This is a genomic window from Alteromonas sp. 07-89-2, from assembly GCF_013113925.1.
Classification (GTDB): Bacteria; Pseudomonadota; Gammaproteobacteria; order Enterobacterales; family Alteromonadaceae; genus Alteromonas; species Alteromonas macleodii.
Map to the genome: position 1 here is coordinate 113,736 of NZ_VTYM01000007.1, position 24,787 is coordinate 138,522.

The 24,787-nt window shown below is 45.3% G+C and carries 25 protein-coding genes; 17 read left to right on the plus strand and 8 right to left on the minus strand.

What is annotated here, in order from left to right; genetic code table 11:
• Positions 1–129 precede the first annotated feature (129 nt).
• From F0261_RS06995 to rpoS, 9 genes are all read left to right on the plus strand, one after another.
• The gene (locus F0261_RS06995; RefSeq protein WP_171337555.1) at positions 130–1,845 is read left to right on the plus strand and encodes a TIGR03545 family protein; all 1,716 of its coding nucleotides are present in this window, start codon (positions 130–132) and stop codon (positions 1,843–1,845) included.
• Positions 1,846–1,944: 99 nt separating this feature from the next.
• Positions 1,945–2,235, plus strand: a complete 291-nt coding sequence (ftsB, locus tag F0261_RS07000) for a cell division protein FtsB (protein WP_014948164.1) — start codon at positions 1,945–1,947, stop codon at positions 2,233–2,235.
• A 5-nt stretch (positions 2,236–2,240) separates the two neighbouring features.
• Positions 2,241–3,002, plus strand: coding sequence for a 2-C-methyl-D-erythritol 4-phosphate cytidylyltransferase (ispD, locus tag F0261_RS07005; RefSeq protein WP_014978240.1), 762 nt, complete (start codon positions 2,241–2,243; stop codon positions 3,000–3,002).
• The gene (gene ispF, locus F0261_RS07010) at positions 3,002–3,475 is read left to right on the plus strand and encodes a 2-C-methyl-D-erythritol 2,4-cyclodiphosphate synthase (protein WP_014978239.1); all 474 of its coding nucleotides are present in this window, start codon (positions 3,002–3,004) and stop codon (positions 3,473–3,475) included. The genes ispD and ispF overlap by 1 nt, the downstream gene beginning before the upstream one ends.
• Positions 3,472–4,557, plus strand: coding sequence for a tRNA pseudouridine(13) synthase TruD (gene truD, locus F0261_RS07015; RefSeq protein ID WP_171337556.1), 1,086 nt, complete (start codon positions 3,472–3,474; stop codon positions 4,555–4,557). The genes ispF and truD overlap by 4 nt, the downstream gene beginning before the upstream one ends.
• Positions 4,558–4,637: 80 nt before the next feature.
• On the plus strand, positions 4,638–5,273 hold the full coding sequence (locus F0261_RS07020; protein ID WP_014948160.1) for a protein-L-isoaspartate(D-aspartate) O-methyltransferase: 636 nt from the start codon (positions 4,638–4,640) through the stop codon (positions 5,271–5,273).
• A complete protein-coding gene (locus F0261_RS07025) occupies positions 5,270–5,848 on the plus strand; it encodes a YqaA family protein (protein ID WP_014978237.1) in 579 nt (192 codons plus the stop codon). Before F0261_RS07020 ends, F0261_RS07025 begins: the two co-directional genes overlap by 4 nt.
• Positions 5,849–5,879: 31 nt before the next feature.
• Positions 5,880–6,719 carry a peptidoglycan DD-metalloendopeptidase family protein gene (locus F0261_RS07030; protein WP_253819237.1) on the plus strand — a complete coding sequence of 280 codons (840 nt, stop codon included), beginning with the start codon at positions 5,880–5,882 and terminating at the stop codon, positions 6,717–6,719.
• 72 nt (positions 6,720–6,791) lie between these two features.
• Positions 6,792–7,784, plus strand: a complete 993-nt coding sequence (gene rpoS, locus F0261_RS07035) for an RNA polymerase sigma factor RpoS (protein ID WP_171337568.1) — start codon at positions 6,792–6,794, stop codon at positions 7,782–7,784.
• A 113-nt stretch (positions 7,785–7,897) separates the two neighbouring features.
• On the opposite strand, the gene folA is transcribed toward rpoS, so the two are convergent.
• The gene (gene folA / locus F0261_RS07040; protein WP_014978234.1) at positions 7,898–8,395 is read right to left on the minus strand and encodes a type 3 dihydrofolate reductase; all 498 of its coding nucleotides are present in this window, start codon (positions 8,393–8,395) and stop codon (positions 7,898–7,900) included.
• A gap of 182 nt (positions 8,396–8,577) precedes the next feature.
• Here folA and F0261_RS07045 point away from each other — a divergent pair, with 182 nt between their 5' ends.
• The 4 genes from F0261_RS07045 to F0261_RS07060 all read left to right on the plus strand — a co-directional run bounded on the left by F0261_RS07045 (position 8,578) and on the right by F0261_RS07060 (position 10,012).
• Positions 8,578–8,943, plus strand: coding sequence for a hypothetical protein (locus F0261_RS07045; protein WP_014978233.1), 366 nt, complete (start codon positions 8,578–8,580; stop codon positions 8,941–8,943).
• 63 nt (positions 8,944–9,006) lie between these two features.
• Positions 9,007–9,213: a hypothetical protein gene (locus F0261_RS07050; RefSeq protein WP_171337558.1), complete on the plus strand. Its 207-nt coding sequence runs from the start codon at positions 9,007–9,009 to the stop codon at positions 9,211–9,213.
• Positions 9,214–9,226: 13 nt separating this feature from the next.
• Entirely contained in the window at positions 9,227–9,724 is a 498-nt protein-coding gene (gene sodN, locus F0261_RS07055) for a superoxide dismutase, Ni (RefSeq protein WP_171337559.1), read from the plus strand.
• Positions 9,725–10,012 carry a S24/S26 family peptidase gene (locus F0261_RS07060; protein ID WP_171337560.1) on the plus strand — a complete coding sequence of 96 codons (288 nt, stop codon included), beginning with the start codon at positions 9,725–9,727 and terminating at the stop codon, positions 10,010–10,012.
• Between the two features lie 200 nt (positions 10,013–10,212).
• Here F0261_RS07060 and cgtA read toward each other — a convergent pair whose 3' ends face one another.
• The 3 genes from cgtA to rplU all read right to left on the minus strand — a co-directional run bounded on the left by cgtA (position 10,213) and on the right by rplU (position 12,224).
• Complete coding sequence (gene cgtA, locus F0261_RS07065; RefSeq protein ID WP_014948151.1) at positions 10,213–11,379, minus strand: Obg family GTPase CgtA; 1,167 nt, start codon at positions 11,377–11,379, stop codon at positions 10,213–10,215.
• A gap of 260 nt (positions 11,380–11,639) precedes the next feature.
• Complete coding sequence (gene rpmA, locus F0261_RS07070; RefSeq protein ID WP_012517170.1) at positions 11,640–11,897, minus strand: 50S ribosomal protein L27; 258 nt, start codon at positions 11,895–11,897, stop codon at positions 11,640–11,642.
• A gap of 15 nt (positions 11,898–11,912) precedes the next feature.
• On the minus strand, positions 11,913–12,224 hold the full coding sequence (gene rplU / locus F0261_RS07075; RefSeq protein WP_012517169.1) for a 50S ribosomal protein L21: 312 nt from the start codon (positions 12,222–12,224) through the stop codon (positions 11,913–11,915).
• Positions 12,225–13,000: 776 nt separating this feature from the next.
• Here rplU and ispB point away from each other — a divergent pair.
• Positions 13,001–13,975, plus strand: coding sequence for an octaprenyl diphosphate synthase (gene ispB / locus F0261_RS07080; RefSeq protein ID WP_171337569.1), 975 nt, complete (start codon positions 13,001–13,003; stop codon positions 13,973–13,975).
• Between the two features lie 130 nt (positions 13,976–14,105).
• On the opposite strand, the gene F0261_RS07085 is transcribed toward ispB, so the two are convergent.
• The 3 genes from F0261_RS07085 to F0261_RS07095 form a co-directional block, all read right to left on the minus strand.
• Positions 14,106–14,822, minus strand: coding sequence for a ZIP family metal transporter (locus F0261_RS07085; RefSeq protein WP_014948149.1), 717 nt, complete (start codon positions 14,820–14,822; stop codon positions 14,106–14,108).
• Between the two features lie 280 nt (positions 14,823–15,102).
• Positions 15,103–16,434: a Xaa-Pro dipeptidase gene (gene pepQ / locus F0261_RS07090; protein ID WP_014948148.1), complete on the minus strand. Its 1,332-nt coding sequence runs from the start codon at positions 16,432–16,434 to the stop codon at positions 15,103–15,105.
• Positions 16,435–16,601: 167 nt separating this feature from the next.
• Positions 16,602–18,665 carry a transglycosylase SLT domain-containing protein gene (locus tag F0261_RS07095; RefSeq protein WP_171337561.1) on the minus strand — a complete coding sequence of 688 codons (2,064 nt, stop codon included), beginning with the start codon at positions 18,663–18,665 and terminating at the stop codon, positions 16,602–16,604.
• Positions 18,666–19,160: 495 nt separating this feature from the next.
• Here F0261_RS07095 and fadB point away from each other — a divergent pair, with 495 nt between their 5' ends.
• The gene (gene fadB, locus F0261_RS07100) at positions 19,161–21,311 is read left to right on the plus strand and encodes a fatty acid oxidation complex subunit alpha FadB (protein WP_171337562.1); all 2,151 of its coding nucleotides are present in this window, start codon (positions 19,161–19,163) and stop codon (positions 21,309–21,311) included.
• An 18-nt stretch (positions 21,312–21,329) separates the two neighbouring features.
• Entirely contained in the window at positions 21,330–22,493 is a 1,164-nt protein-coding gene (gene fadA, locus F0261_RS07105; RefSeq protein ID WP_015066159.1) for an acetyl-CoA C-acyltransferase FadA, read from the plus strand.
• A gap of 81 nt (positions 22,494–22,574) precedes the next feature.
• Here fadA and F0261_RS07110 read toward each other — a convergent pair whose 3' ends face one another.
• Positions 22,575–23,543, minus strand: coding sequence for an integron integrase (locus F0261_RS07110; protein ID WP_110288556.1), 969 nt, complete (start codon positions 23,541–23,543; stop codon positions 22,575–22,577).
• Between the two features lie 658 nt (positions 23,544–24,201).
• Between F0261_RS07110 and F0261_RS07115 the strand changes: the two genes are divergently transcribed.
• A complete protein-coding gene (locus F0261_RS07115; RefSeq protein WP_171337563.1) occupies positions 24,202–24,594 on the plus strand; it encodes a hypothetical protein in 393 nt (130 codons plus the stop codon).
• The last annotated feature ends 193 nt before the right edge of the window (positions 24,595–24,787 follow it).

Consider the following 24,787-nt stretch of genomic DNA (forward strand, 5'->3'; position numbering starts at 1 on the left):
GTGCATTACACTCAGAGGCACCATAAGTGGCGGTTAATCGATTACTTTTTATTGAGCGATATACTAGCCACCAAAGTAGTGACTTATGCGCAATAAAAGCCAGACGCGCAAAAAATCAAGGAGTTGAATATGAGCAGTGGTTCAAAGGGTAAGCCTATTTTATTATGGGTTGTCGGTTTTTTCGTGTTGCTATTTTTGGTGTATTTCCTGTTCGCCAATACCATCATCAAATCTATTCTTGAGTCCAAGCTGGGCGAATCCTATGGAGCAGAAGTGAATATCGACGAGTTCGACCACTCTCTTTTTCCAACAACTGTTACGCTGAAAGGTATTGCACTCACCAACCCCACAAAGCCTACTCACAACCAAGTTTTTGTAGGCGAAGCTCATGCAGACGTTGAGCTAAAGCCACTGTTAGATGATCAAGTTATCGTAAACAATCTTGATTTACTGAAAGTGCAGTTCGATACACAGCGCGAGTCTGAAGGTGAAGTGTATCGCGTTCCAGAACGTTCTCTGTCATTTGACGAAATTAAAGCAAAAGCCAAAGAAGCCGTGCCTACGGTTGACGAACTTCTCGCCCGCAATCCACTAAAAACCACTGCTGCCATTGAAAATGCAAAGTCTGCCTACGAAACCTATGGAAAAGGTTTGAAAGATGACTATGAATCTTTACCTGATAAGTCGCGCATTGAGTACTACAAAACGCAGGTAGCCCAGCTTAAAGAAACGAACTACAAAGACCCTCAAGCCTTGGTACAGGCAAAGTCTTCATTTGATAAGTTGAAAGAAGAAATACAGGCAGACCGCGCGCTTATTAGCAATTTCACGGAAAAAGCGAGCGATGCCAAACAAGCCCTTAGTGAAAGTGTTGAAGCACTTAAGAAAGCGCCACAAGAAGATTACGCGTTGCTGAAAGGGGTAATTGCAGGTGACCAAGCGGCACTTTCTCAAGTCACTTACTTTGTGTTTGGTGACAAAGCGGCGGAATACACTGAGTACCTTATGGCAGCAATGCAAATTGTTATGCCGCTCATTCAAGGTGAAGAAAAAAGTGAAGCACCGACTGAAGTACCATCGATTTTGGTGAAAGAAGCCAATGTATCAGTGCTTTGGCAAAATGAATCTATCACCAGCAAATGGAACAACATAACAAACGTTCACGAAGTATTCGGCAACCCCACCACGTTTACTATTGAAGCAGCGGGCGAGTTACTAAAGTCGTTTACTTCCAGCGGTGAATTCTGGATTGACGGCGACGGTGTTGATGCCAGTCAAGTCTGGCAGCTAGCCGGCGTAAATATGTCTGACATTTCATTTAGCGGTAATGAAACACTAAATGCGGTGCTTAAATCAGCGCTGATGAAAACCAATGGATCGATGAAAGTCACTGATAACATGCTTACTGGTACGGGCGAAGTTGACCTTCAGCAGCTCGTTATGGAAGCAACTGGCACCAGTGATATCACCAGTGCTATTGCGCAGGCACTGCAAACGTTAACCAGCCTAAACATGACGATGCTGCTGGACGGCACGCTTTCAGACCCTGGCTTTAACATTAAGTCTGATCTGGATAATAAGCTGGCTAAAGCGGCGCTTTCACAGCTTACTGCCAGCCAAAAAGACAAGCTGGATGAATTAAACAACAAACTCAACAGCATGATAAGTAACGAACAATCATTGCTATCAGGCGAGCTTGTTGACGTAAACAGTATGCTTAGCGCGGCCCAAGGCGACAGTGCCGCCCTTCAGGAGCTGCTTCAAGCTCAACTTAACAACGTTGTTGAGCAGCAAAAAAGTAAGCTGTTTGATAAATTGAAAGGAAAATTGGGCCAAGGTGAATAATGCGCCTTTGACTCGACGCTGCTTCGCGGCATAATAAGACACAGCAGAGGTGAAGAGCCTCTGCTTTTTTTCCGCTTAACCACATTGTCAGGTGAATCTGTGTTGCAAGGTAAATGGCTTCCGATTGTATTGATAGTACTGCTTGGTCTATTGCAATACAGGCTATGGTTTGGAAAAAATAGTATTCCCGATTACTTCAACCGAAAACAAGAAGTTCACTCTCAAGCCCTTCAAAATGCCAACCTCGCTCAGCGCAATGCCCTACTTAAAGCTGATATTAGCGATTTAAAAATTGGTCTAGAAGCCATTGAAGAAAGAGCCCGAAATGAACTCGGTCTGATTAAAAAGGGAGAAACCTTCTACCGTATTTTGCCCGCAGATTCTAAGTGAAGAAAATGACATCGCCCCGCGTTGTTGCGGTTATCCCCGCAGCCGGAGTTGGCAGCCGAATGCAGGCTGACCGCCCAAAGCAATACCTCACCTTAAATGGTAAAACCATTCTTGAACACACGATTGACGCGTTGCTACAGCATCCGTTAATCGACGACGTGATCGTAGCGATAAGCCCAGGTGACGCGTATTTTGATCAATATCGGTTACGTGAAAAACCCATTCGCGTTGTAGATGGCGGAAAGGAACGTGCTGATAGTGTATTGAACGGGCTTATGTCACTTGGCGAGAATGATTGGGCACTGGTTCACGATGCCGCGAGGCCTTGTATAGAAGAGAGCGATATTTCCGCGCTGCTCGAGTTAATGAGCAGTGATGACGTTTCTGGCGGTATTCTAGCTACCCCTGTTCGTGACACCATGAAGCGGGTCAGATCTTCAACAAATGTTATTTCTCACACTGAAGACCGAGACGGTCTTTGGCACGCTTTAACGCCTCAACTTTTTCCAGCAACATTGCTAAAACGCGCGCTTCAAAATGGTTTATCACAAGGCGCGAATATCACAGACGAAGCCTCTGCCATGGAGCTTGAAGGCTACAAAGTTGCCATGGTAAGCGGAAGTCCGGCAAATATAAAAATAACGCATCCGGCCGATCTTCCTTTGGCAGAATTTTATCTTAAGCAAAAATTAAGCGCGCAAGGCCAGAACGCTCAAAACTACAGAGCTAAAAGCCACAGCGCAAAAAATCAAAAGGCACAATCATAATGCGAATTGGACACGGATTTGATGTACACAAGTTTGGCGGTGAAGGCCCCATCACAATAGGTGGCGTCAGTATCGACTATGAGCAAGGACTGTTAGCCCACTCAGATGGCGATGTATTACTACACGCACTGTGTGATGCAATGCTAGGTGCAGCGGCACTCGGTGATATTGGCAAGCACTTCCCTGACACAGACGACGCTTACGCGGGTGCAGACAGCCGCGTGCTGCTGCGTCACGTTGTCAATGTAGTAAGGGAGAAAGGTTACCGCTTAACTAATGCAGATATGACCATTGTTGCGCAAGCACCTAAGATGGCGCCGCATATTGCTGCTATGCGTGAGATTATTGCACAAGACTGCAACGTATCGCTTGACGACATCAACGTAAAAGCAACGACCACTGAAAAGCTAGGCTATACAGGCCGTAAAGAAGGCATTGCCTCTCACGCCGTTGTTCTACTGGAAAAATTATGAAGCCTTTACACACTGACCACTGGCAGTACTATTTCGCAAAACCTGTATCCACCGGTATTTTTAAATTCCAAGCCGACGATTTTCAAGTTGTAGAGGATTTGGGTTATACCCCTTGTGGTGAAGGCGAGCACCAGTTTGTATTTATTGAAAAAACCAACACCAATACCGCGTTTGTCGCTGAGCAGCTAGCCCGTTTCGTTAACCTTCCATTACGCCAAATTACCTATGCTGGTCGCAAAGACAAATACGCGGTAACGCAACAGTGGTTTGGTATTCACGCGCCGGGTAAGCCTGACTTCGACTTCAGCAACTTTGAACTGGAAGGCGTTAAAGTGCTTAAGCAAATGCGTCACAATAAAAAGTTGCGAACGGGCCAGCTTAAAGGCAATCACTTTACGATTACTTTGCGTCAGGTACTGCATCCTGAGGCCATTGAAGAGCGTCTTCAAGAAATTGAAAAACACGGTGTACCAAACTATTACGGCGAACAACGCTTTGGCGTAATGCGCTTAAATGACATGGGTGAAGTGCAACGCGGTGGAAACCTGGTAATGGCCGAGCGGATGGTAAACGGTGAAACCATCAGACACCGCAACAAACGTTCCATGGCACTTTCTGCACTGCGCAGCTGGCTATTTAATGAAATGCTTTCTGCACGCTTAGAAAAAGACATATTCGACAAGGTCACTCACGGCGACGCGCTGGTGCTTTCAGGTTCTAACAGCTTTTTCATTAATGAAGGTGGTGAAGGCTCAGAACAGCAACAAGATGCACAACGTCGTTTTAATGCCAAAGACGTATGCCCTTCAGCACCGCTGTGGGGTAAAGGAGCACTTGTTACGCAAGCTGACACACTAGCACTTGAGCAATCTGTTGCAGAGCAAAATAGTGAAGTTATCGACTTTTTAAGCCAGTGCGGGTTCGAACAAGAGCGTCGCGCGATAAAAATTTGGCCTTCACAGCTTGAATGGCAGAGTAAGGGTGATACATTTACTATCTCGTTTGCGCTTCCAAGTGGCTGCTTTGCAACCTCAGTCCTTAGAGAGTGCGTGGAAACCTTGTCGCCAATTAACAGGGTGTAAAGAGTATTGAGAAAGCGTGGCGCGCAACAGACTAAACCTCGCGTGGCTGTGGATAAGAATAAAGGAAAGTACGCAACATCATGAGAGCTTCTAGAAAAGGAGACGCGTTAGCACAACTGCTTTATAACGAGGGAATACGTTCGCAAGCAGTATTGAACGCCATTGCTGGTACGCCGCGGGAAAGCTTTTTACCCGACGCGCTGAAACATAAGGCCTATCAAAATACGGCATTGCCAATAGGTCAAGGCCAAACCATTTCGCAACCTTATATTGTTGCGAAAATGACAGAGTTGCTGCTAGATAGCCCTAATAAACCCGAGAAAGTGTTAGAAATAGGCACGGGTTCAGGTTATCAGACCGCTATTCTTGCGCAGCTTTTTGCCAAAGTATTCAGTGTTGAACGTATTAAATCATTGCAGTTCCAAGCGAAACGTCGAATGAATCAGCTCGACCTTCACAATATTGCAATGAAACACGGCGATGGTTGGAAAGGTTGGGCGTCCAAGGGCCCTTACGATGCCATTATTGTCACCGCCGCCGCTGCAAGTCTTCCACAGGATTTGTGCGATCAGCTTAAAGAAGGCGGACGGTTGATTATTCCCGTAGGTAACGAGCAACAATCGTTACTGTGTATTGATAGGATTGAAGGTGAACTAAAAACATCGACCATTGAATCGGTCCGATTTGTTCCCCTTGTAGCAGGAGAGCTAATGTGAAGCTTTTTGAGCCATGTTATGACATGGCGTTACGCTGGGCGAGACATCGTCACGCAACCAAATATTTGGGCGGGTTAAGCTTCTCAGAGTCGGTTTTCTTCCCTATTCCACCTGATGTAATGCTTGCGCCAATGGCACTGTCCCAGCCCACTAGAGCATGGCAGTTCGCTTTTATTACGACCATCGCGTCGATTTTGGGCGGTATTGCTGGCTATTGGCTTGGTTACTTTGCTTTCGATGCTTGGCTGGCTCCGCTTATCGAGAGCTGGGGGTATACCCACAAAATAGACACGGCAATGCAGTGGTTTAAAGACTACGGCGTATGGGTAGTTTTTCTTGCTGGTTTCTCACCTATCCCTTATAAAATTTTCACTGTGAGTGCTGGCTTTTTGCAAATGGCCTTCTTGCCATTTGTACTGGCATCGGCTGTTGGTCGAGGCGCACGCTTCTTTTTGGTCGCAGCACTCATGCGCTGGGGGGGCGCAGCCATGGAGCAAAAGCTAAGGCAGTATGTAGAAGTACTTGGATGGGGAGTAGTCATCCTCGCAATATTCGCTTATTTACTATTGCGATGACATGCGTAGGCCCCACCTTCACATAGGAATTTTGTTATATATTTGTGTACTCATCGGGGGCTGTGCAGGAAGAAGTGCACCCGCTCCCGTCGTTTTATTAAATAGCCAAGTTTCAGATGGAAGCGAAGAATACACAAAAAAAACCTATAAAGTTCACCGGGGAGACACCCTCTATGCGGTGGCATGGTACACGGGTAATGACTATCGCGACTTAGCAAAATACAACCAATTATCAGCCCCTTACACCATTTTCCCTGGTCAAGTTTTAAACGTCACACCACCTTCGAATGTGACTACAGCCCCCGTTATACCTAAGTCCAAGACCAATCAGTCAACAGCTCCGACCACATCAAATGTAGACAAAAGTTTGGTTGACCGCCCACAACCACAGGCGTATCGTGAAAGTGAAAAAGTTGTTAAGCCACAAAATGTTACAACTGTCAAGAAGCCGTCACAAAGCGTCAAAAAACAAACACCGACGAGTTTCCCAGACAAAGTACAAGAGTGGGTGTGGCCTGCAGAAGGTAAGGTAGTTGGAACCTTCAGTAAGTCAGAGTCAGGCAACAAAGGTATTGATATCGCTGGTGCTAAAGGCAGTAAAGTCGTCGCGGCAGCAGATGGAAAAGTTGTTTACTCAGGTAGCGCACTAAGAGGTTACGGTAATCTGGTTATCATTAAGCATACAGATACCTTTCTAAGTGCCTATGCCTACAACGACACTATTTTAGTCAAAGAACGAGAATGGGTGTCGGCAGGGCAGCAAATTGCAACCATGGGTGACAGCGGAACAAATTCGGTAAAACTTCATTTTGAAGTTAGGTATAGAGGGAAATCATTAGACCCTATGAAATACCTGCCAGCATTAAAATAATAAAAATAAATAACAATAAAAAAAGACAAAGGAGAAACGTCATAAGGTAAACCTTGTAGCAGGAGATTCATGATGGGTAAGTCAAATAAAGCCTTAGAATCAAAACCGCAAGATGACTTAGAAGTCATCGATATGCCAGCTGATATGAAAGCTGACGAAACCTTAGTTAACGACGCTGAACTAGAAAATGACGACGCCATTTTCAGTCAGGATGACCAACCTAAAAACCTGGATGCCACACAGCTTTATCTAGGAGAGATTGGTTTTTCACCACTGCTAACCGCAGAAGAAGAAGTGTATTTTGCGCGCCGCTCACTGAAAGGCTGCGAAGCCTCTCGTAAACGTATGATTGTAAGCAACCTTCGCCTTGTTGTTAAAATTGCTCGCCGTTACAACAACCGTGGGTTGGCACTTCTAGATTTAATCGAAGAAGGCAATTTAGGACTAATTCGTGCCGTAGAGAAGTTTGATCCTGAACGTGGATTCCGCTTTTCAACATACGCCACATGGTGGATACGCCAAACCATCGAACGCGCTATCATGAACCAAACGCGCACCATTCGTTTGCCTATTCATGTAGTGAAAGAACTAAACGTGTATTTACGTGCTTCTCGTGAACTTTCACAAAAGCTTGATCATGAGCCGACCGCAGAAGAAATTGCACTAGCGCTTGATAAGCCTGTTGAAGATGTCACTAAGATGTTGCGTTTAAACGAGCGCATTACCTCTGTCGATACACCTATTGGTGGAGAAAATGATAAAGCACTCCTCGACATTATTGCTGACGAGAAAGAGTTTAGTCCTGAAGAGAGCTTACAAGACTCAGATATTAAAAGTATTATTGTAACTTGGCTTGAAGAACTTAACCCTAAACAGCGCGAAGTACTTGCTCGTCGTTTCGGACTTATGGGATATGAACCTTCAACACTTGAGGATGTGGGTGCTGAAATTGGCTTAACACGTGAACGTGTTCGTCAAATTCAAGTAGAAGCACTTCGCCGTCTTCGCGATATGTTGGGTCATCAGGGTCTTTCATTAGAGAACCTGTTCGACCAAATGAAGTAGCATCTACGCGCAACGCAAAAATAAAAGTGCCAGTGTTGTGAAGCTCTCAATTTTTGAGTTTCACAACACTGGCATTTTTTTATATTAAATTGGACCTAGTTCCAATCTCTCCGTTAGTTTCGAACGAGGGTAACGAATGTGTAAGGGTGAGGATTTTTCTCATCGGCGTCATGTTCATCACGTGATACTTCCGTCCAACTTGCTGCCGCCTCATAGTCTGGGAACTGTGTATCTCCGTCAACAGTCAAATCAATATGTGTGAGATACAAAGTGTCAGCGCTATCTAAGAACGTTTGGTAAATAGTACCGCCACCGATAATCATTATTTCATCGTTATCGCTGTGCTCTGCGCTTAGCGCTTTGGCTACCTCAATCGCTGACTCTGGTGAATCTACTACCGTCGCGTCAGATAAGCTGTAGTCAGCATTACTCGTTATAACAATGTTTGGCCTGCCAGGTAATGCCCTTCCGATTGACTCATAGGTTTTGCGGCCCATTATTACGGCTTTGCCTAAGGTGATCGCTTTAAAGTGTTTTAAATCAGCCGGTAAGTGCCACGGCATATCATTATCTGCGCCTATAATTCTGTTTTTCGCCATAGCAGCAATCATCGCTATCTTCATTTCATTACCTATAAAGCCGTTTTTATTGTTGAACCGCGGCAGTATATCAATATCAGCGACCAAATGTGTATTGGCTCAAAGGGTATAGCTTTAACACCCAACAAATAGAAACAGTTATCATTTGCATTATTATTTTAACTGTTCTAGTGTGTATACAGGAGGTCGCGACAATGCAAATAAACTACCTATGCTCTAAACACGCAGATTGGGTTTACAACAACCCAGAACAGGCCCTACACGTAATGGCGCGCGATGAAATGCAAGGCACAATGCTTATGCAAAGCGGTCAGTTCAGTGACGCCATTCCATACCTTGGCTGCGCGTTTGATATCGCCGTTATTCTGCTTGAGGTAGACGGCGGTGAGAACAGTGCAATGACAGCTAAGATTATGGGCTTAACAAGCTTGCTTGAAGAGACATACTTTCATCTGAAACTGCCTCACCACCGAAACGCCATTGTCGACAGAGCTCATACTGTCATCAGCGCCTCGAACAACATCGTGAACAGCAATGTACCACTGCGCTTCGCCGTGTAGTTGCACCGATACTTATGCGCCTAACTACTTCACCTTACTTTTACTAACGCTTTAGGAGAATTCATGAAAGTTAACCTTAAACGCTCAGCTCTAATGCTATACGCCGCAGTATTTAGTTCAGGCGCATTCGCTCATGCAGGACACGATCATGAACACTGGACTAGCGGTGTTATGCATGCTCTGTTTTACGCGTCTCTTGTAGGCTGTGCAGCTGCGTGTGGCTTTGCGACTTATAAATACTTCAACGCTAAAAAGCGCTCTGCAAAGTAAGGGGTTACGAATTATGATTCATCAAATACTTTCAAAAATTCATGCCGTTAATCCCTTCCCTGCGGCTAGCGCACATTGCGACATTCCTTGCAAAATTTACGATCCGTTTTCGGCGCAGTTGGCTGCGTTGAGCGTTATTCGCTTCGTAGACCTACTTAACGAACTTGCCGAAAAAGAGACACTTACGTTCGCAGATCAAGCGCAAATGAGCCGCCTAGTAGCAGAAAAGGAAACCCATGCAGAGAAAGTAAAGCACGAAGTCAGGGTAATATGGGGCGATTACTTTAAAGCCCCTCAGTTTGAGAAGTTTCCAGACACTAACGAGCTTGTACATAAAATCATGCTGGCCGGTTCTGGGTGTAAGCAACACGTCAGCAGAGAAAAAGCTGAAGAGCTGCTTTCGTTAGTGAATGAATTTGCCGAGCGTTTCTGGGCAACCAAAGATGTCTCAACCAAAAAAGCAACGTGCCCCTATCCACCTTCTGAAGCAGTGGTTTATCCCGACCTCTAAATGTTTAAAATTTTGCGGGTCGCGGGGAGCAGCATGTTGCCTTCTCTAAACGACGGTGATTTTGTCTGTGCAATGAGATGGCCTTTTAGGTGGCTGCGTAGCGGGCAAATCGTGGTTGTTAAAAGCAGCACTTACGGCGTAATTATCAAAAGGGTAGACCAAGTTAACACCGACGGAACGTTTACCTTAACGGGCGATAACAAGGCCCACTCTGTAAGCCAAGAGGCCATGGGTAAGTTTACTCGCGCTCAATTGCTGGGAAAGGTTATCTATCATACCAGTGAGTAAGCCAGCACGATGAGGGTGCATTAGCCTAACCGCGTTACTTACAAAAAAGCTCGCACGTTGTCTTTGCAACGATGCGAGCTTTTTGTTGTTCTAATTTGCTTTAGAGCACTGGTTATCAGTAATTGTTTCGCAATTGACTGTCACTCAGCGATTGTTTCTCAACGACTGTTTCTCAGCGACTGTTTCTCAACAACTGTTTCTCAGCGACGATACTCAACTTCCACGTCGTAATCGTCTTCGTCCCAGTCGTCGTCATCTAGGTCATCTTCAAACTCATCATGAGCTTCAAGTGTATTCTTGTGGTAAGTGTCCCACTTGAATTCTACTTCTTTCTTCTCTTCTTCCTCTTCCAGTTCAGCTGGAAGAGTTTCAATGAAGTCCATAATGTCGTTACACAAAGGATCTAGGTTCATCTTTTGGAACGCAGAGATTTGATAAACTGGGCCTTCCCAACCCAACGCATCGATCACGTGCTGACAGCGTTCTTCAGCTTCTTCTTCAAGTAGTAAATCGACTTTATTAAATACTAACCAACGGGGCTTTTCTGCCAATTTAGGGCTGTATTTTTCAAGCTCTTCAATGATCGCTTTTGCATGCTCGGCAGGATCCGTTTCATCAACAGGGAAAATATCTACCACGTGAAGCAAGATACGACAGCGCTCTAAGTGTTTTAAGAAGCGTATACCTAGGCCAGCACCATCGGCAGCACCTTCTATCAAACCAGGAATATCCGCAACAACGAAGCTTCGCTGTGAATCTTGACGAACCACCCCTAAGTTAGGCACAAGGGTTGTAAACGGATAATCAGCCACTTTAGGCTTAGCTGCTGATACAGAGCGGATAAAGGTTGATTTACCTGCGTTAGGCATACCAAGTAAGCCAACATCGGCTAGAAGCATAAGCTCTAGCTTAAGGTTACGAATTTCACCTGGTGTACCATTGGTCTTTTGACGTGGGGCACGGTTCGTACTGCTTTTAAAGCGGGCATTACCTAAACCGTGAAAACCACCTTGTGCCACTTTAAGCTTTTGACCATGACGAGTCAGGTCACCTAATACTTCGCCAGTATCGCTATCAGTAGCACGCGTGCCCACAGGCACCATTACGGTGAGGTCTTTGCCTTTCTTACCGATACAGTTGCCGCCTTGACCATTTTGGCCACGCTCAGCACGGTGAAAGCGCTCAAAGCGATAATCGATCAATGTATTTAGGTTTTCATCGGCCTGTAAAAATACACTGCCGCCGTCACCACCGTCGCCACCGTCTGGGCCACCTTTAGGTACGTATTTTTCCCTTCTAAAGCCAATTGTACCGTTGCCGCCGTCACCGGCTTCAACGCGAATTTCAGCTTCATCTACAAATTTCATTTATCACTCCGGGCTGTAATGCCGTGGGTTATTAACTTATTTAATGCGAATACTAAGTTTACACCAAATTGCGCATCGGCGCTTTTGAGTCTACTCAGCATTCTAAAAAATTGAGAAGTAAAACCTTGCTCAGCGCTAATTCATTTTCAGAATATAATCGCTATTAATTAAGAACAGAAAAAGAAAGAAAGGTTTCACAAAACAAAAAACCCCGCAAGCGCGGGGTTTTTCTAAGCCTGTTCGGCGAGAAGCTTACGCGCTTACTCAGCTACGATGCTTACAAATTTACGGTTCTTCGGTCCTTTAACGTCGAACTGAACTTTACCGTCTTTTAGTGCAAACAACGTGTGGTCTTTACCGATACCCATGTTGTCACCAGCGTGGAAACGAGTACCACGTTGACGAACAATGATGTTACCAGCAAGAACAGATTCACCACCAAAGCGCTTAACACCTAGGCGTTTACTTTCTGAATCACGACCGTTTTTGGTACTACCACCAGCTTTTTTGTGTGCCATGTGTTCGTGCTCCTATTATGCGTTGATACCAGTGATTTTCACTTCTGTGAACCACTGACGGTGACCCGCTTGCTTACGAGAGTGCTTACGACGACGGAACTTAACGATTTTTACTTTATCGCCACGACCGTGTGTAACAACCTCAGCAGTCACCTTACCACCAGCAACGATTGGTGTGCCGATTTTTACGTCGTCACCGTTGCTTACCATTAAAACTTTGTCAAATTCAACCGTTTCGCCTGGGGCTACTTCGATTTTTTCAAGACGAACGGTTTGGCCTTCGGCCACACGGTGTTGTTTACCGCCACTTTGGAAAACCGCGTACATAGTTAACTCCGCTCTGCGTCCACTGACGCTTCAATTCAAAAAACAGGGCGCGAATTGTACGTGAAACATCCGTAAATCACAACCCCGATTCGCAGAAAAATAGATTATTTTTCCAACATGGGGCGAATTATGCCCCAATTGCGTATTTGATGCAGCTTCAAATGCCCAAAAACCGTTAAAAATTCACAAATTTTTTTGAAAAAACAGTAAAAATTTTTAGGTCGTATTAAATCAAAATGGAAATATTGATAGGTTAAATTACATAGAAATGCGATCCAAACAGCGCAAGATCACGCGAGCGAGATCGGCAAACGATCCCCAAATATGCATTGCGATCAGACTGCGATCGAGCTGTTGGATCCCACGAATAGGATCGTTTTTTGCGATTACTACTTCCCCACTTTGTATCTGTGACTTGGGGCAATGCTACTCCCCTAATTGAGAAACAAAGTTGCTCTTAAACACTTCGTTTTCTTCATACAAACGTCAAAAAATAGCGACTTAACAGGAAAAATTATCGAGAGCACCTATAATTGCATGTGATCGCATGATTAAGGGGGCGTACGTGCGGCAAACCGCTAAACACAGAACAGAATTTATATGAAGAACGCAGCCCCACCTTTTTCACATCTGGTTTAACCGTATTTGAGGAATTACACGTAAATGCGTTAAGCCGTCATTTTTTAAGACAATTTGGTGGATAGTACAGATGATTAAGGTACAATCGCCACCAATAATTGCCCAAGACGTAAGAGTAAGTATTTATTGCCATGCCTATGGATATAGATCAAATCCGCGCCCTGTCTAATGATGATATGCAGGCGGTCAACCAGCTGATTCAACAACAAGTCGACTCTGATGTTGCCCTAATTAATCAGCTTGGTTTTTACATTGTAAACAGTGGCGGCAAACGATTACGCCCACTTCTTACCGTGTTAAGTGCGCGGGCTATGGGAATAGACAACAACGATCACCATACCCTTGCGGCGATTGTTGAATTTATTCATACCGCTACCCTATTGCACGACGATGTGGTTGACGAATCGACCATGCGCAGAGGGCGGGAAACGGCCAATGCCATTTTTGGCAATCAGGCATCAGTATTAGTGGGTGACTTTCTTTACACCCGTTCTTTCCAAATGATGGTGAGCCTTAAACGCATGCGCGTTATGGAGATACTGTCTGAAGCCACAAACCAAATTGCTGAAGGTGAAGTGTTACAGCTGATGAACTGTAACGATCCCAGCACTACAGAAGCACGTTACTTTGATGTTATTTATGGTAAAACGGCGCGTTTGTTTGAAGCTGCTACGCAGTTAGCGGCTGTGCTGACCGACCAAAATAAGCACATTGAACACGCTATGCAAGAATACGGCAAGCACCTAGGCACAGCCTTTCAGCTAGCTGACGATATACTTGACTACATGGCTGACAGCGAAGAAATGGGCAAGAATGCGGGCGACGACTTAGCTGAAGGTAAGCCTACTCTGCCATTACTTTACGCTATGTGGCACGCAAGAAATGACGACGACAAAGCGCTTATTCAAGAAGCTATTGAACAAAGCAATGGCCTACCACACTTGACGCGGATTCAAGGCATTATGGAAGAAACCGGTGCTTTGGACTACACACGTGAATGTGCGCAAAAAGAAGTACAAATGGCCATTAACAGCTTAAACGCTATTGAAGATTCTGAATATAAAGAGGCGTTAATCGCGCTGGCACATATTTCAATTGAGCGTACAAGCTAACTAGCGATAGATAACTAATTGTCGATAAGTGATATGAAAAGGCGTGTTGTAAGCAACACGCTTTTTTTATTGGCAATTACCAATTACGAAAACTAGTTAATACCAGTCCGCATAGATAATTATTAAAAAGCTAGCCTTCGAGCATGAAACCTATCATCCCCACTAAAAAACCAAGAATACCGCCAAGCGGAGGAAGCCAATGGTTTTCCATACGAATTTGCGGTGCAATATCCTGAAACACCGAATAGAGAATTCCACCTGCGGCAAACAGCATTATACCGCTCATTACAACGGGGAACTGCGCTAGATAATAAAAGCCTAACAAGCTAAACAACGGGCCAAGTAGCGCCATTAATACAAAGATAATAATGAGTTTGGTACTGCGCTGCTTGTTCTTTGGCAACATTTCCCTATATGCATTAAACCCTTCTGGTAAGTTTTGAACTGCAATCAGTAGACCTAATAACATGGTACCTCCGCCCAACGCTGCCGTAGTACCAAGTGCGATAGACTCAGGCACAAAATCACTGAGCATGGCGGCTAACTGGCTGCCTGCGGTTTTCTTTTTCGCCAAGTAAATATCAAGGGCCATGAAAGCTAAGGCACCGCCAACGAAGCACATTATGGCCGCAAATACCGATACGTCTTTTATGCCTTCAGGTACGAGCACAAGTCCCACCGCCGAGATTAGCGCTCCTGCTCCTAACGCTAAAATGCCATGGCGTAACTCTTTTTCTAGCCACTTAGGCTGAATGCCTTGATAAGTCGCTAGAATAGCGCCTGCGGGCATAGCAAGACCTGCCACCGTTGCCATTATTAATAAACCTACAATATCGCCTTGTGGCATAACGACTCCTTTCTAACCATTACTTGTATATCTTCCTATTGATTACTACACACAGCACCATTGGTTTACAAATAATACCAGTCCGCATAGATAATTACCCACTCAACGAGAGTTAAAATGTTCGTAATCGCGGCGTGTTACCGCAGGTATAGTGGTTCTACATCGAGGTGACGCAACAAAGAGAACGTACATTTTAAAAGCGCGTAACGAAAAAGAGCAGCTTAAGGCTGCTCTTTGCATTTATAACGATGGGTTGTGTTGGCTATACACAAAAAGTCGATTAATTTAAGTCCAAATCTCGGGTCATGTTCTCGTTCTTATCGCGATGCACAATAATGTTGTCTTCAATGCGAATGCCACCAAACGGTTTGTATGCATCAATGGTATCCCAGTTAATGTACTTAGACGCAGGCGTCGCTTTAAGGTCGCGCAGTAGACTATCGATGAAGTACAGGCCCGGCTCAATAGTGAACACCTGACGGGCTTCTACCATACGCGTGCAGCGTAAGAACGGGTGATCATCAGGAGCAGGCTTAGGCGTGCCTCTGTCATCATTAACCAATCCGCCCACATCGTGTACCTGCAGCCCCAAGAAATGGCCAATGCCATGTGGGAAGAACGTGCGTGTAATGCCCATTTCCACAATCTCAGGTGGCGTTAAATTCACCATGCCGGTATCGTGAAGAATTTGCGCAATACCATCGTGGGCTAACAAGTGAATGTCTGTGTAGGCTACACCCGGCTTTAACGAATCGACTAAGGTCAGCGTTACCTTATCTACCGCTTGAATGAGGTCGCGGAACATCGCTGAATTATGAACACCTTCTTGAGCGTAAGTACGCGTAATATCTGCCGCATAGCCATGATAATTTGCACCCGCATCAATCAGAAACGAACGTGATTCTTTTGGCGCTACGGTATCACACTGCATGTAATGCAGAATTGAAGCATGCTCGTTAAGTGCCACAATACTGGTATATGGTACGTCGTTGTCACCTTGTCGGCTTGCTGCGGCATAGGCAAGATTTATATCAAACTCGCTTTTGCCTTCACGGAAGGCTTGCTCAGCGGCCTTATGGCCTGCCACCGCCAGCTTGTTAGCTTCACGCATGCAGTCAAGTTCATAGTCGGTTTTATAAGCACGTTGATAATGCAAATAATGCAACACGCGGTCTGGATTTACATTGTCAAAACCCAACGCTTTTGCCACTTCAATATATTCGCCTACATAGGCAAAACGGCTTTTATCGTAAGGCAGAAATTTCTCTACCGCATCGGCCTGTTGAAGTAGTTTAATGTCGAAGCTGTCAGTCCAAAAGTCATTTGGCTCTGGTGGCACTTTGTGCCAGAAATCTTCAGGGCGATAGAAAATAAGCGTAGGCTTGTCTACACCGTTTACCACCAGCCAACAGTTAGGATTATCAATAACAGGCACCCATGCTTTGAACTGCGGGTTTACCTTAAATGGGTAGTGATTATCGTCCAAGAAAAGACGTTTGCCCTGCCCTGAGTGAATAACTAGTCCGTCTAGCCCTTCTCGCTGTAATGCTTCGCGAGTTCTAGCTTGAAGCTCTTCGATATGCTGTTGGTAGGTTGCTTTATGTTGCGACATAGCCCCTCTTATCTTTTTAGTCGTTAGTTAGCTACTAGTGTATCACGAGGCCAGCATGACATGCATACTGGCTCAGACCGCTGTGCTGTTGTATACGTTAAGTTTCCCATACTGGTAAAATAATAACGTAATGAAAGGCGTACCCGTATACGCCTAACCTTTGATAGCTATCGCGGTGCTAGTTGCAGTGTACCTGTTACCGGATGTGTACTTACTGCATCTGCCGATGGGATCATATCGCGGGTAAGTTGAGGGAAGATATTCTCGTTTCCACCTAACTGCTGGTCGTAAATATGCTGATACGCCATCACCGCCTTCACGTAAGCACGGGTTTCTTTGTAGGGAATATTCTCAATCCAAATATCCACGGGCAGCGCTTCATTAGCAGGTAACCATTCCAACACTTTGCGCCAACCAGCGTTATAAGATGCGGACACCAGCACAGGGTTATTGTTTAACTTGTCCATTAAATAACGAAGGTACTGCACGCCGTATTCAACGTTATCGTCTACTTGAAAAAGTGTGTTACGACTTACTTTCTCTTTTGCTACATAACGCGCGGTTCCCGGCATAAGCTGCATGAGCCCTGCCGCTCCCACCGAAGAGATAGCATCGCTTCTAAACGAACTTTCGCGGCGTGCAATAGCCATAGCCAGCGACTTTGAAATGCTGTATGCCTGCGACTTTTCGCTGAATACATCATTGAAGGCCAGTGGGAATCGGCGCTCGACATCATCCCAATAGCCACTTCGCGCAAAACTGGTAATAGCTTGATCGTACAAGCCCCACTCGTACGCCAAAATGCCCGCATCGGTCACTTTCGATTCGGGTAAATGCGACAGTAAATAGAACCACTCACGGCGCGCTTCTGTGGTTCTGTCTAACCTGAAAAATTCAACAGAGCGCATAGTAGCAGGAGTTTTCGCCACACTGGCAATAGCTGCCGTGTCTCTTGGCGCTGGCGTGTGTGCGAGCGACGGAATTTCGCCTATGTGCGCACTTGCCATAAAGCCATAATAATGGCGTTCTTGAGAAAGCTCTTTATAAAGCACCGTAGCCTGCATAGTTTGACCAAGCGCTTCTAAAGCACGAGCTTTCCAATAGCGATAGTTTTCTTCTTGCTGCAAACTGGCAGGAGCGCTATCAATAACATTAACCACTTCCCGCCACTTTTTCGTGCGAAGCAAATGGGAAATATGCCAAAGCTTTACATCTTCACTGGCACCCTGCACATCAGCAAGTTCAAGCCAATGATGCGCTTGAGGAAGGCGGTCTAGCGTGTAGCTAAGCGCTATTGCTCTTCGCATAACGTGCTGCTGCGCTGGCGAGAACACGTTTTTGTCGTTGTAGCGGTTAAATACCGTGCCGGCTAAGTCAGGGTTTCGCCAAGCAAGTTTCTCGACCGCCCATACAATTACCTCAGCTTCATGCGATGCATTTTTTAGTGGAAAGAGCGCCGTTCTATTTACTCGGCCGGTGTCTCGGGTTACCGATAGCCACGCGTCAGCCAGGTATTGCTTATCACCGGGAAGTTGGCGCTTAAGATAAGAGATAATGCTTCGGTTATCTTCTTTCGCGGCAATCTCTATGCGCTTGATCACCATTTCGGGTGTCATCATGCCCGCTTTTTTCCACTTAGCAAAAAGCGGATCGCATTCATCCGGTTGCGACTGCCCGTGAAGCCATAAAGCGTCGACTTCGGACAAAATAGCTTGTTCGCTTTCACCTTCTTTTAAACGGTAATTAAGCGCAATACAGGTTAGCCTTGCGCCCATACCTGGGCGATAATTGTCTAAAAAAGTGCTGCGATAATCGTTCTTAGCAAGGTAATTAAGCCATTTATAACGCACACCGTAGCTTACCGGCTGACCATTGAAATCTTCCAGAAACTGCTTAACCTCGCGCTTTGTTCTTATTGACATCGTGCGCTCTAGCTTGAGTCTAAGTAGATAAGGATAAAGCGGATAATGCGCCAGTTCATAAATGTCGTTATCGAGGCGCTGAACGCTTCGCTTCGAATACGTTAACAGCTTTTTTTCAACTTCTAGATAACGAGCGCGATCCTTTTCGAAAATATCTTCGGGTAGTGTTAAAGGCTGTGTAGCCCATGCGCCGATAGAGAAAAATGAAGAGAGCGAGCAAACAAATGCCCCCACAACGGTGGCGAACAATTTATTGTTTTTTGTCAGCGAGCGCTGACCTAACCACGAACTAAAATAAAAACCAGACACAATAGAACTCCTACCCTGCTCTACACTCGAACGCTTATGAGCGCTGGCAAATTTGCCGAATCGAGCTGATTGTAAAATGTTGCTGAAAAAGCAGCATTGCGACTGATCCACTACGTTCGTTTGATAAACGAAGGGAAAATTTCAGCCTGGCTCCTTGCCAAAGAAGATGTTGTGCCAGCTGTCGTTAGCTATGCTTTACACACATAGTTGACATGATTGTAGATTATTCTTTTGCTGGATTGGCGCTTTGCGTCAATAACGCTCATTATACAACCACCAATGGCGAAATGAAGCTTGAATTCGATATTTACACTTGAATTTAAGTCATCCGACCACTACCTTAGACAAATTGAAACGCTTGTTTGATTTTTTGTTGAAATTTTGTGTGGCTTTGTAAAGAATCTAGCCACCCTAACGCGTTAGTGAATGCATACGACCCTACAAATTAGTTGGATTACTTCACTAACATCCTGGCCAATGCCGAAGGAGATGATAATGATATACACAGGCAAAAGTCTTTCCGTCAGCCTGTTAGAAGACGGCTTTGCTGAGCTGGTATTCGACGCCCAAGGTTCAGTAAACAAGTTCGACCGCCAAACGGTGAGTGAACTTGACGAAGCAACTCAAGCCCTACTTGCTAAAGGCGATGTTAAAGGCTTAGTAGTACGCAGCGCAAAACCTGCCTTTATCGTAGGTGCTGATATCACCGAGTTCACTGGTCTATTCGCCATGGACGATGCAGAAGTACTACAGTGGGTTGCCAATACATCACAAGTATTCGACCGCTTCGAAGACCTACCTTTCCCTACCATCGCTGCAGTTAACGGCTTCGCTCTAGGTGGCGGCTGTGAAATGGCATTGGCGTGTGACATGCGTATTGCAGACACTACTGCTTCAATTGGTTTGCCAGAAGTTAAACTAGGCCTAATGCCTGGTTTTGGTGGTACGGTTCGTCTACCTCGCCTTATTGGTTCAGACAACGCCCTTGAGTGGATGACCACTGGCCGCGACAGAAAAGGCGCGAAAGCCCTTGCTGAAGGCGCAGTTGATGCCGTTGTTGCACCAGAAGCACTTGTTGAAGGTGCGCTTTCAATGGTGAAAGACGCCGCTGACGGTAAATTTGACTGGCAAGCGCGTCGTGCGGTTAAGAAAGCCCCACTACAGCTAAACAAAAACGAAGCCATGATGAGCTTCAGTACTGCTCAAGCTATGGTATTTGCGCAAGCTGGCAAACACTACCCAGCACCGCACAAAATGGTTGAGACTGTTCAAAAAGCAGCGGGCCTAGACCGTGAAGGTGCACTTAAGCTTGAAAATGAAGGCTTTGTAGCGTTAGCGAAAACAGACGCTGCGAAAGCGCAAATTGGTATTTTCCTAGCCGACCAGCTAGTTAAAAGCAAAGGTAAAAAGCAAGCGAAAGCAGCGACTAAGCAATCTAAGCTTAACGCTGTGCTAGGCGCAGGCATCATGGGCGGCGGTATCGCATACCAAAGCGCTGTGAAAGGCACGCCAGTTATCATGAAAGACATTAATCAAGGTGCACTAGACCTTGGCCTTTCTGAAGCAGCGAAAATTCTTGGTAAAGGCATGCAGCGCGGTAAAGTAGACGCGACTAAAATGGCGCAAACACTTAACGCTATCACGCCTACCCTTGAGTACAGCACGCTTAAAGATGCTGACCTTGTTATTGAAGCGGTTGTAGAAAACCCGAAGGTAAAAGGTATTGTGCTTAAAGAGGTAGAAGACAACGTAGCGGACGACGCTATCATTTGTTCAAACACTTCTACTATCTCTATCAACCAGCTAGCTGAAAGCCTAGACAAGCCAGAGCGCTTCTGTGGTATGCACTTCTTTAACCCAGTGCACCGCATGCCGCTTGTTGAAATTATTCGTGGCGAAAAAACCTCTGAAGAAACCATCAATGCAGTAGTAGCCGCTACCCTTAAAATGGGCAAAACCCCAATTGTGGTTAACGACTGCCCAGGGTTCTTGGTAAACCGCGTATTGTTCCCATACTTTGCGGGCTTCAGTAAGCTGCTTATCGACGGCGCTGACTTTGTAGCGGTTGATAAAGTAATGGAAAAAATCTTCGGCTGGCCTATGGGCCCTGCTTACCTAATGGACGTTGTAGGTATCGACACGGGCGATCATGCAGCAGACGTAATGGCAGCGGGCATTCCAGAGCGTATGGCTCGTCTGGACAACGACCCCGTAACACTGTTCTACAAAGAAGAGCGTTTAGGTCAGAAGAACGGTAAAGGTTTTTACAACTACGGTGTTGATAAGCGCGGCAAGCCGTCTAAAACACCTGCTGAAGAAGCATATGCACTAATGGCGCCACACGTAGCTGAGAAGACAGACTTTGAAGCTGACGACATTATTGCACGCCTTATGATCCCTATGGCAAACGAAGCGATTCGCTGCCTTGAAGAAGGCATTGTAGATAGCGCAGCTGAAGCAGATATGGCGCTACTTTACGGCTTAGGTTTCCCTCCATTCCGCGGTGGTATTTTCCGTTGGATTGAAACCATTGGCTTGGCGAACTTTGTTGCTATGGCAGACAAGTACGCTGAACTTGGTCCTATTTATCAGATCTCAGACGGCGTTCGTGAAATGGCCGCTGCTGGTAAATCCTATTTCGCATAAGACCCGGAGGAAAAACTAATGAAAGAAGTGGTCGTAATCGATTGCGTACGTACCCCTATGGGTCGTTCAAAAAACGGTGTTTTCAGAAATGTGCGTGCAGAAGACCTATCTGCTGCGCTAATGACTGCGCTACTAGAGCGTAACCCTGGCGTAAACCCAGCGGAAATTGAAGACATCATTTGGGGCTGTGTTCAGCAAACTAAAGAACAAGGCTTCAACGTTGCACGTAACGCGCAACTACTCACAAAAATTCCACGCACAACTGGCGCGGTAACGGTAAACCGTTTATGTGGTTCATCAATGCAAGCCCTTCACGATGCAACAAGCGGCATCATGAGCGGTCGTGGTGACATTTACATGATTGGTGGTGTTGAGCACATGGGTCACGTACCGATGAACTACAACATCGACTTCCACCCTGGTCTTGCTAAGTACACCGCGAAAGCGTCGGGCATGATGGGTATGACAGCCGAGCTACTTGGCCGTCAAAACGGTATTACTCGTGAGCAACAAGACGCATTCGGTGCGCGTTCGCACCAGCTAGCGCACAAAGCACACCTTGAAGGCCGCTGGGCTAATGAGATTGTGCCTGTTGAAGGTCACGATGCAAACGGCGTATTAAAGCTAATTGACTACGATGAAGTAGTTCGCCCAGAGAGCACTGCTGAGAGCATGGCGGCACTTCGCCCAGTGTTCGACCCAGTAAACGGTACTGTTACTGCGGGTACATCTTCTGCGCTGTCTGACGGTGCATCAGGTATGCTACTTATGTCAGCAGACCGTGCGAAAGAGCTTGGCCTAACGCCTCGTGCGAAAATTCGCTCGATGGCAGTGGCTGGTTGTGATGCGGCAATTATGGGTTACGGCCCAGTGCCAGCAACACAAAAAGCGCTTAAGCGCGCTGGCCTTACTATGGACGATATTGAACTTGCTGAGTTTAACGAAGCGTTCGCAGCACAGGCGCTATCATGCATTAAGCAACTAGGTTGGATGGACCACCTTGATACTAAGATTAACCTTAACGGTGGTGCAATTGCACTTGGTCACCCACTAGGTTGTTCTGGTTCACGTATCTCAGGTACGCTTATCAACCTAATGGAATCACAAGACGTAAGCCTAGGCTTAGCGACTATGTGTATTGGTTTAGGTCAAGGTATTGCTACCGTATTTGAGCGTGTATAAGCGTTAAAATAAGCGCTTTTAAAGCTAAATATTGAAAAGGGCCTTCGGGCCCTTTTTTGTTGATTCTAATTACTTTTCAGATTACTTCAAAATACGAGATAAAGGACTGACCACCCCCTGCGCACCTTGCTGAAGCACGTGAGTATAAATTTGCGTGGTCTTTACGTCTGAATGACCTAACTGTGTTTGCACCGTTCTAATATCAGCGCCCGATTGCAGCAAATGGGTTGCAAAAGAGTGGCGCAGTGTATGAGGCGTAACTTTCTTTTTAATGTCACAAGTTTTTGCCGTGTTTCGTATTGCTTTTTGTATACTCGATTCATCAATATGATGTCGTCGCACTCTTTTACTTTCAGGATCGATAGATAATCGAGAAGAGGGAAATAAATAATGCCAGCCTAACTCTCTGGGCGCGTTTTTGTATTTCAAACGTAATCGGTGAGGTAGATAAACGCCTACGTACTTTGGATTTTCTAAATCAGCCGCCAAGAAGTTTTCTACCATAGCGATTTGTCGTGTAAGACTTGGTTTTAATTCCGCAGCCAACGTTACAATGCGATGCTTACCGCCTTTCCCATCCCAAATGCGAATAGCGTTGTAGTCAAAATCAATGTCTTTAACTCGTAGCCTAACCGCTTCCATTAGCCGCAAACCACTTCCGTACAATAAAGATATTGGTAACTTTAGGTTGGCAGGAATTTGCTCAAAAAGAGAAACGACCTCTTCCTGCGTTAATACAACTGGAAGCTTGGCTTGCCTACGACTTGAAACAAAGTTGAGTTCGCATGAAAGTGGGCGCTCTAATATATCGCGATATAAGAACGCCAATGCATTTAACGCACTCGCCTGAGTGGCCGGAGCCACATTTTTAGCGTTAACTAGGTGAGACAGAAACACTTCAACTTCTTTGTCTCCCATTTCAGATGGGTGCTTATTATTATTGAAGCGAATAAAGCTAATTATCCATTTACTATAGAGTTCAATCGAACGCTTCGCATAGCGACGGTTTTGCATGTGCTCTATCACCATTTGCATGAACATTGATTTCATTTTTTTGATTTTAATTACTGTAAATAAATACAGAATTGCGGTTTTTGACTCGTCCGTAAAATAAAAAGGAAAGATTCCGTACTTAAGTACAGTATTTTCAGATACTAAGTGTAGGTTATTGATGGAAGTGTATTTACGTGCGAAAGTGATAAAACTAGAAATGTGATATACGGAAACTATCCACTTTGCATAAAGGATTTTTTCCTTACACTAAATTGTTATAAGCCAAGAGGTTTTAATGGAATTTAAAGACCTACCACTACATGATGGATTAGTAAAAACCATTTCAAAAAATTGGTCTGGTAAGTCAGCTGAGATTTTCTTAGATTGCTTCTTAATGCCAAACCAAAGTGCTCAGCCATGTTCATTAACGTTTTCCGGCATTTCCTCAATTAACGTACCAATGGCTACACCTTGGGTGTGAATCTAACTCTATTAATATGGCAAGGGTTCAAAACAACATTTTTCAAATTGAATTACAAAGTGGTGACACATTGCAACTTGAGGCAACAGCTTTTGACTTCGAAACAATTGGCTTATAACAACTCAATTAACTCGCTCACTCCGTTCGCTGGGACGCATACACGCGGGGCGGCTTCGCCATTATGCCCCACGTGTCTGCGCCCGTTATTGAAAAGTTAGGTGCCAAGAGGGAAATATGGAACCTTTGAAGATTTTAAGGCAGGCAACTGTACTTCTTGTTATTCAATTAACTCTTGGCTTCTTTGTTGATTTAGGCGTGAGCACCATTGGGTCAACTTCACAATTAGACACTTATTACCTTACTATTAGTTACTTAGCGTCATTTGTATTCTCAACGTTACTCTTGGCATTTTTTGCATCAAAACAGCACCAGAACGTAGCTATCCATATTTATAGCGTTTCATTGTCTGCTCTTGTTGCTGGACACTTTATTCTATTTCTTATAGCTAAAGTTGGCGTACCTGCACAGTTGTTAATTTTGGACTTTGTATTCTCATTGCTAGTTGCTAGCATCGCAATCAGTATTGGTAAGTTGATCAAAACAAGGAAGTATCAGCATGGCACCTAACAAAAAAATTAAGTCACTCACTCCGTTCGCTGGGACGCATACATGTGGGCTGCTTCGCATTATAGCCCACATGTCTGCGCCCCTTATTTAAAAGTTAGGTGCTCTCATGGATATAATAGAAATGGAGTTTCAGGATAGGTTGCCCTTTGGTTTTTCACTCCTCTGTAAAGTAGAAAACGAATTAGTGGGCAAG

Excerpts from the sequence above, each read along its gene's own strand:
- rpoS (WP_171337568.1), top strand. The coding sequence starts at position 6,792 with ATGGGTAAGTCAAATAAAGCCTTAGAATCAAAACCGCAAGATGACTTA.
- sodN (WP_171337559.1), top strand. The coding sequence starts at position 9,227 with ATGATTCATCAAATACTTTCAAAAATTCATGCCGTTAATCCCTTCCCT.
- F0261_RS06995 (WP_171337555.1), top strand. The coding sequence starts at position 130 with ATGAGCAGTGGTTCAAAGGGTAAGCCTATTTTATTATGGGTTGTCGGT.
- fadB (WP_171337562.1), top strand. The coding sequence starts at position 19,161 with ATGATATACACAGGCAAAAGTCTTTCCGTCAGCCTGTTAGAAGACGGC.
- F0261_RS07045 (WP_014978233.1), top strand. The coding sequence starts at position 8,578 with ATGCAAATAAACTACCTATGCTCTAAACACGCAGATTGGGTTTACAAC.
- truD (WP_171337556.1), top strand. The coding sequence starts at position 3,472 with ATGAAGCCTTTACACACTGACCACTGGCAGTACTATTTCGCAAAACCT.
- F0261_RS07110 (WP_110288556.1), bottom strand. The coding sequence starts at position 23,543 with ATGAAATCAATGTTCATGCAAATGGTGATAGAGCACATGCAAAACCGT.
- F0261_RS07115 (WP_171337563.1), top strand. The coding sequence starts at position 24,202 with ATGGAACCTTTGAAGATTTTAAGGCAGGCAACTGTACTTCTTGTTATT.
- cgtA (WP_014948151.1), bottom strand. The coding sequence starts at position 11,379 with ATGAAATTTGTAGATGAAGCTGAAATTCGCGTTGAAGCCGGTGACGGC.
- rpmA (WP_012517170.1), bottom strand. The coding sequence starts at position 11,897 with ATGGCACACAAAAAAGCTGGTGGTAGTACCAAAAACGGTCGTGATTCA.
- folA (WP_014978234.1), bottom strand. The coding sequence starts at position 8,395 with ATGATTGCTGCTATGGCGAAAAACAGAATTATAGGCGCAGATAATGAT.
- rplU (WP_012517169.1), bottom strand. The coding sequence starts at position 12,224 with ATGTACGCGGTTTTCCAAAGTGGCGGTAAACAACACCGTGTGGCCGAA.
- fadA (WP_015066159.1), top strand. The coding sequence starts at position 21,330 with ATGAAAGAAGTGGTCGTAATCGATTGCGTACGTACCCCTATGGGTCGT.
- F0261_RS07060 (WP_171337560.1), top strand. The coding sequence starts at position 9,725 with ATGTTTAAAATTTTGCGGGTCGCGGGGAGCAGCATGTTGCCTTCTCTA.
- F0261_RS07020 (WP_014948160.1), top strand. The coding sequence starts at position 4,638 with ATGAGAGCTTCTAGAAAAGGAGACGCGTTAGCACAACTGCTTTATAAC.
- ispF (WP_014978239.1), top strand. The coding sequence starts at position 3,002 with ATGCGAATTGGACACGGATTTGATGTACACAAGTTTGGCGGTGAAGGC.
- pepQ (WP_014948148.1), bottom strand. The coding sequence starts at position 16,434 with ATGTCGCAACATAAAGCAACCTACCAACAGCATATCGAAGAGCTTCAA.
- ispB (WP_171337569.1), top strand. The coding sequence starts at position 13,001 with ATGGATATAGATCAAATCCGCGCCCTGTCTAATGATGATATGCAGGCG.
- F0261_RS07085 (WP_014948149.1), bottom strand. The coding sequence starts at position 14,822 with ATGCCACAAGGCGATATTGTAGGTTTATTAATAATGGCAACGGTGGCA.
- ispD (WP_014978240.1), top strand. The coding sequence starts at position 2,241 with ATGACATCGCCCCGCGTTGTTGCGGTTATCCCCGCAGCCGGAGTTGGC.
- F0261_RS07050 (WP_171337558.1), top strand. The coding sequence starts at position 9,007 with ATGAAAGTTAACCTTAAACGCTCAGCTCTAATGCTATACGCCGCAGTA.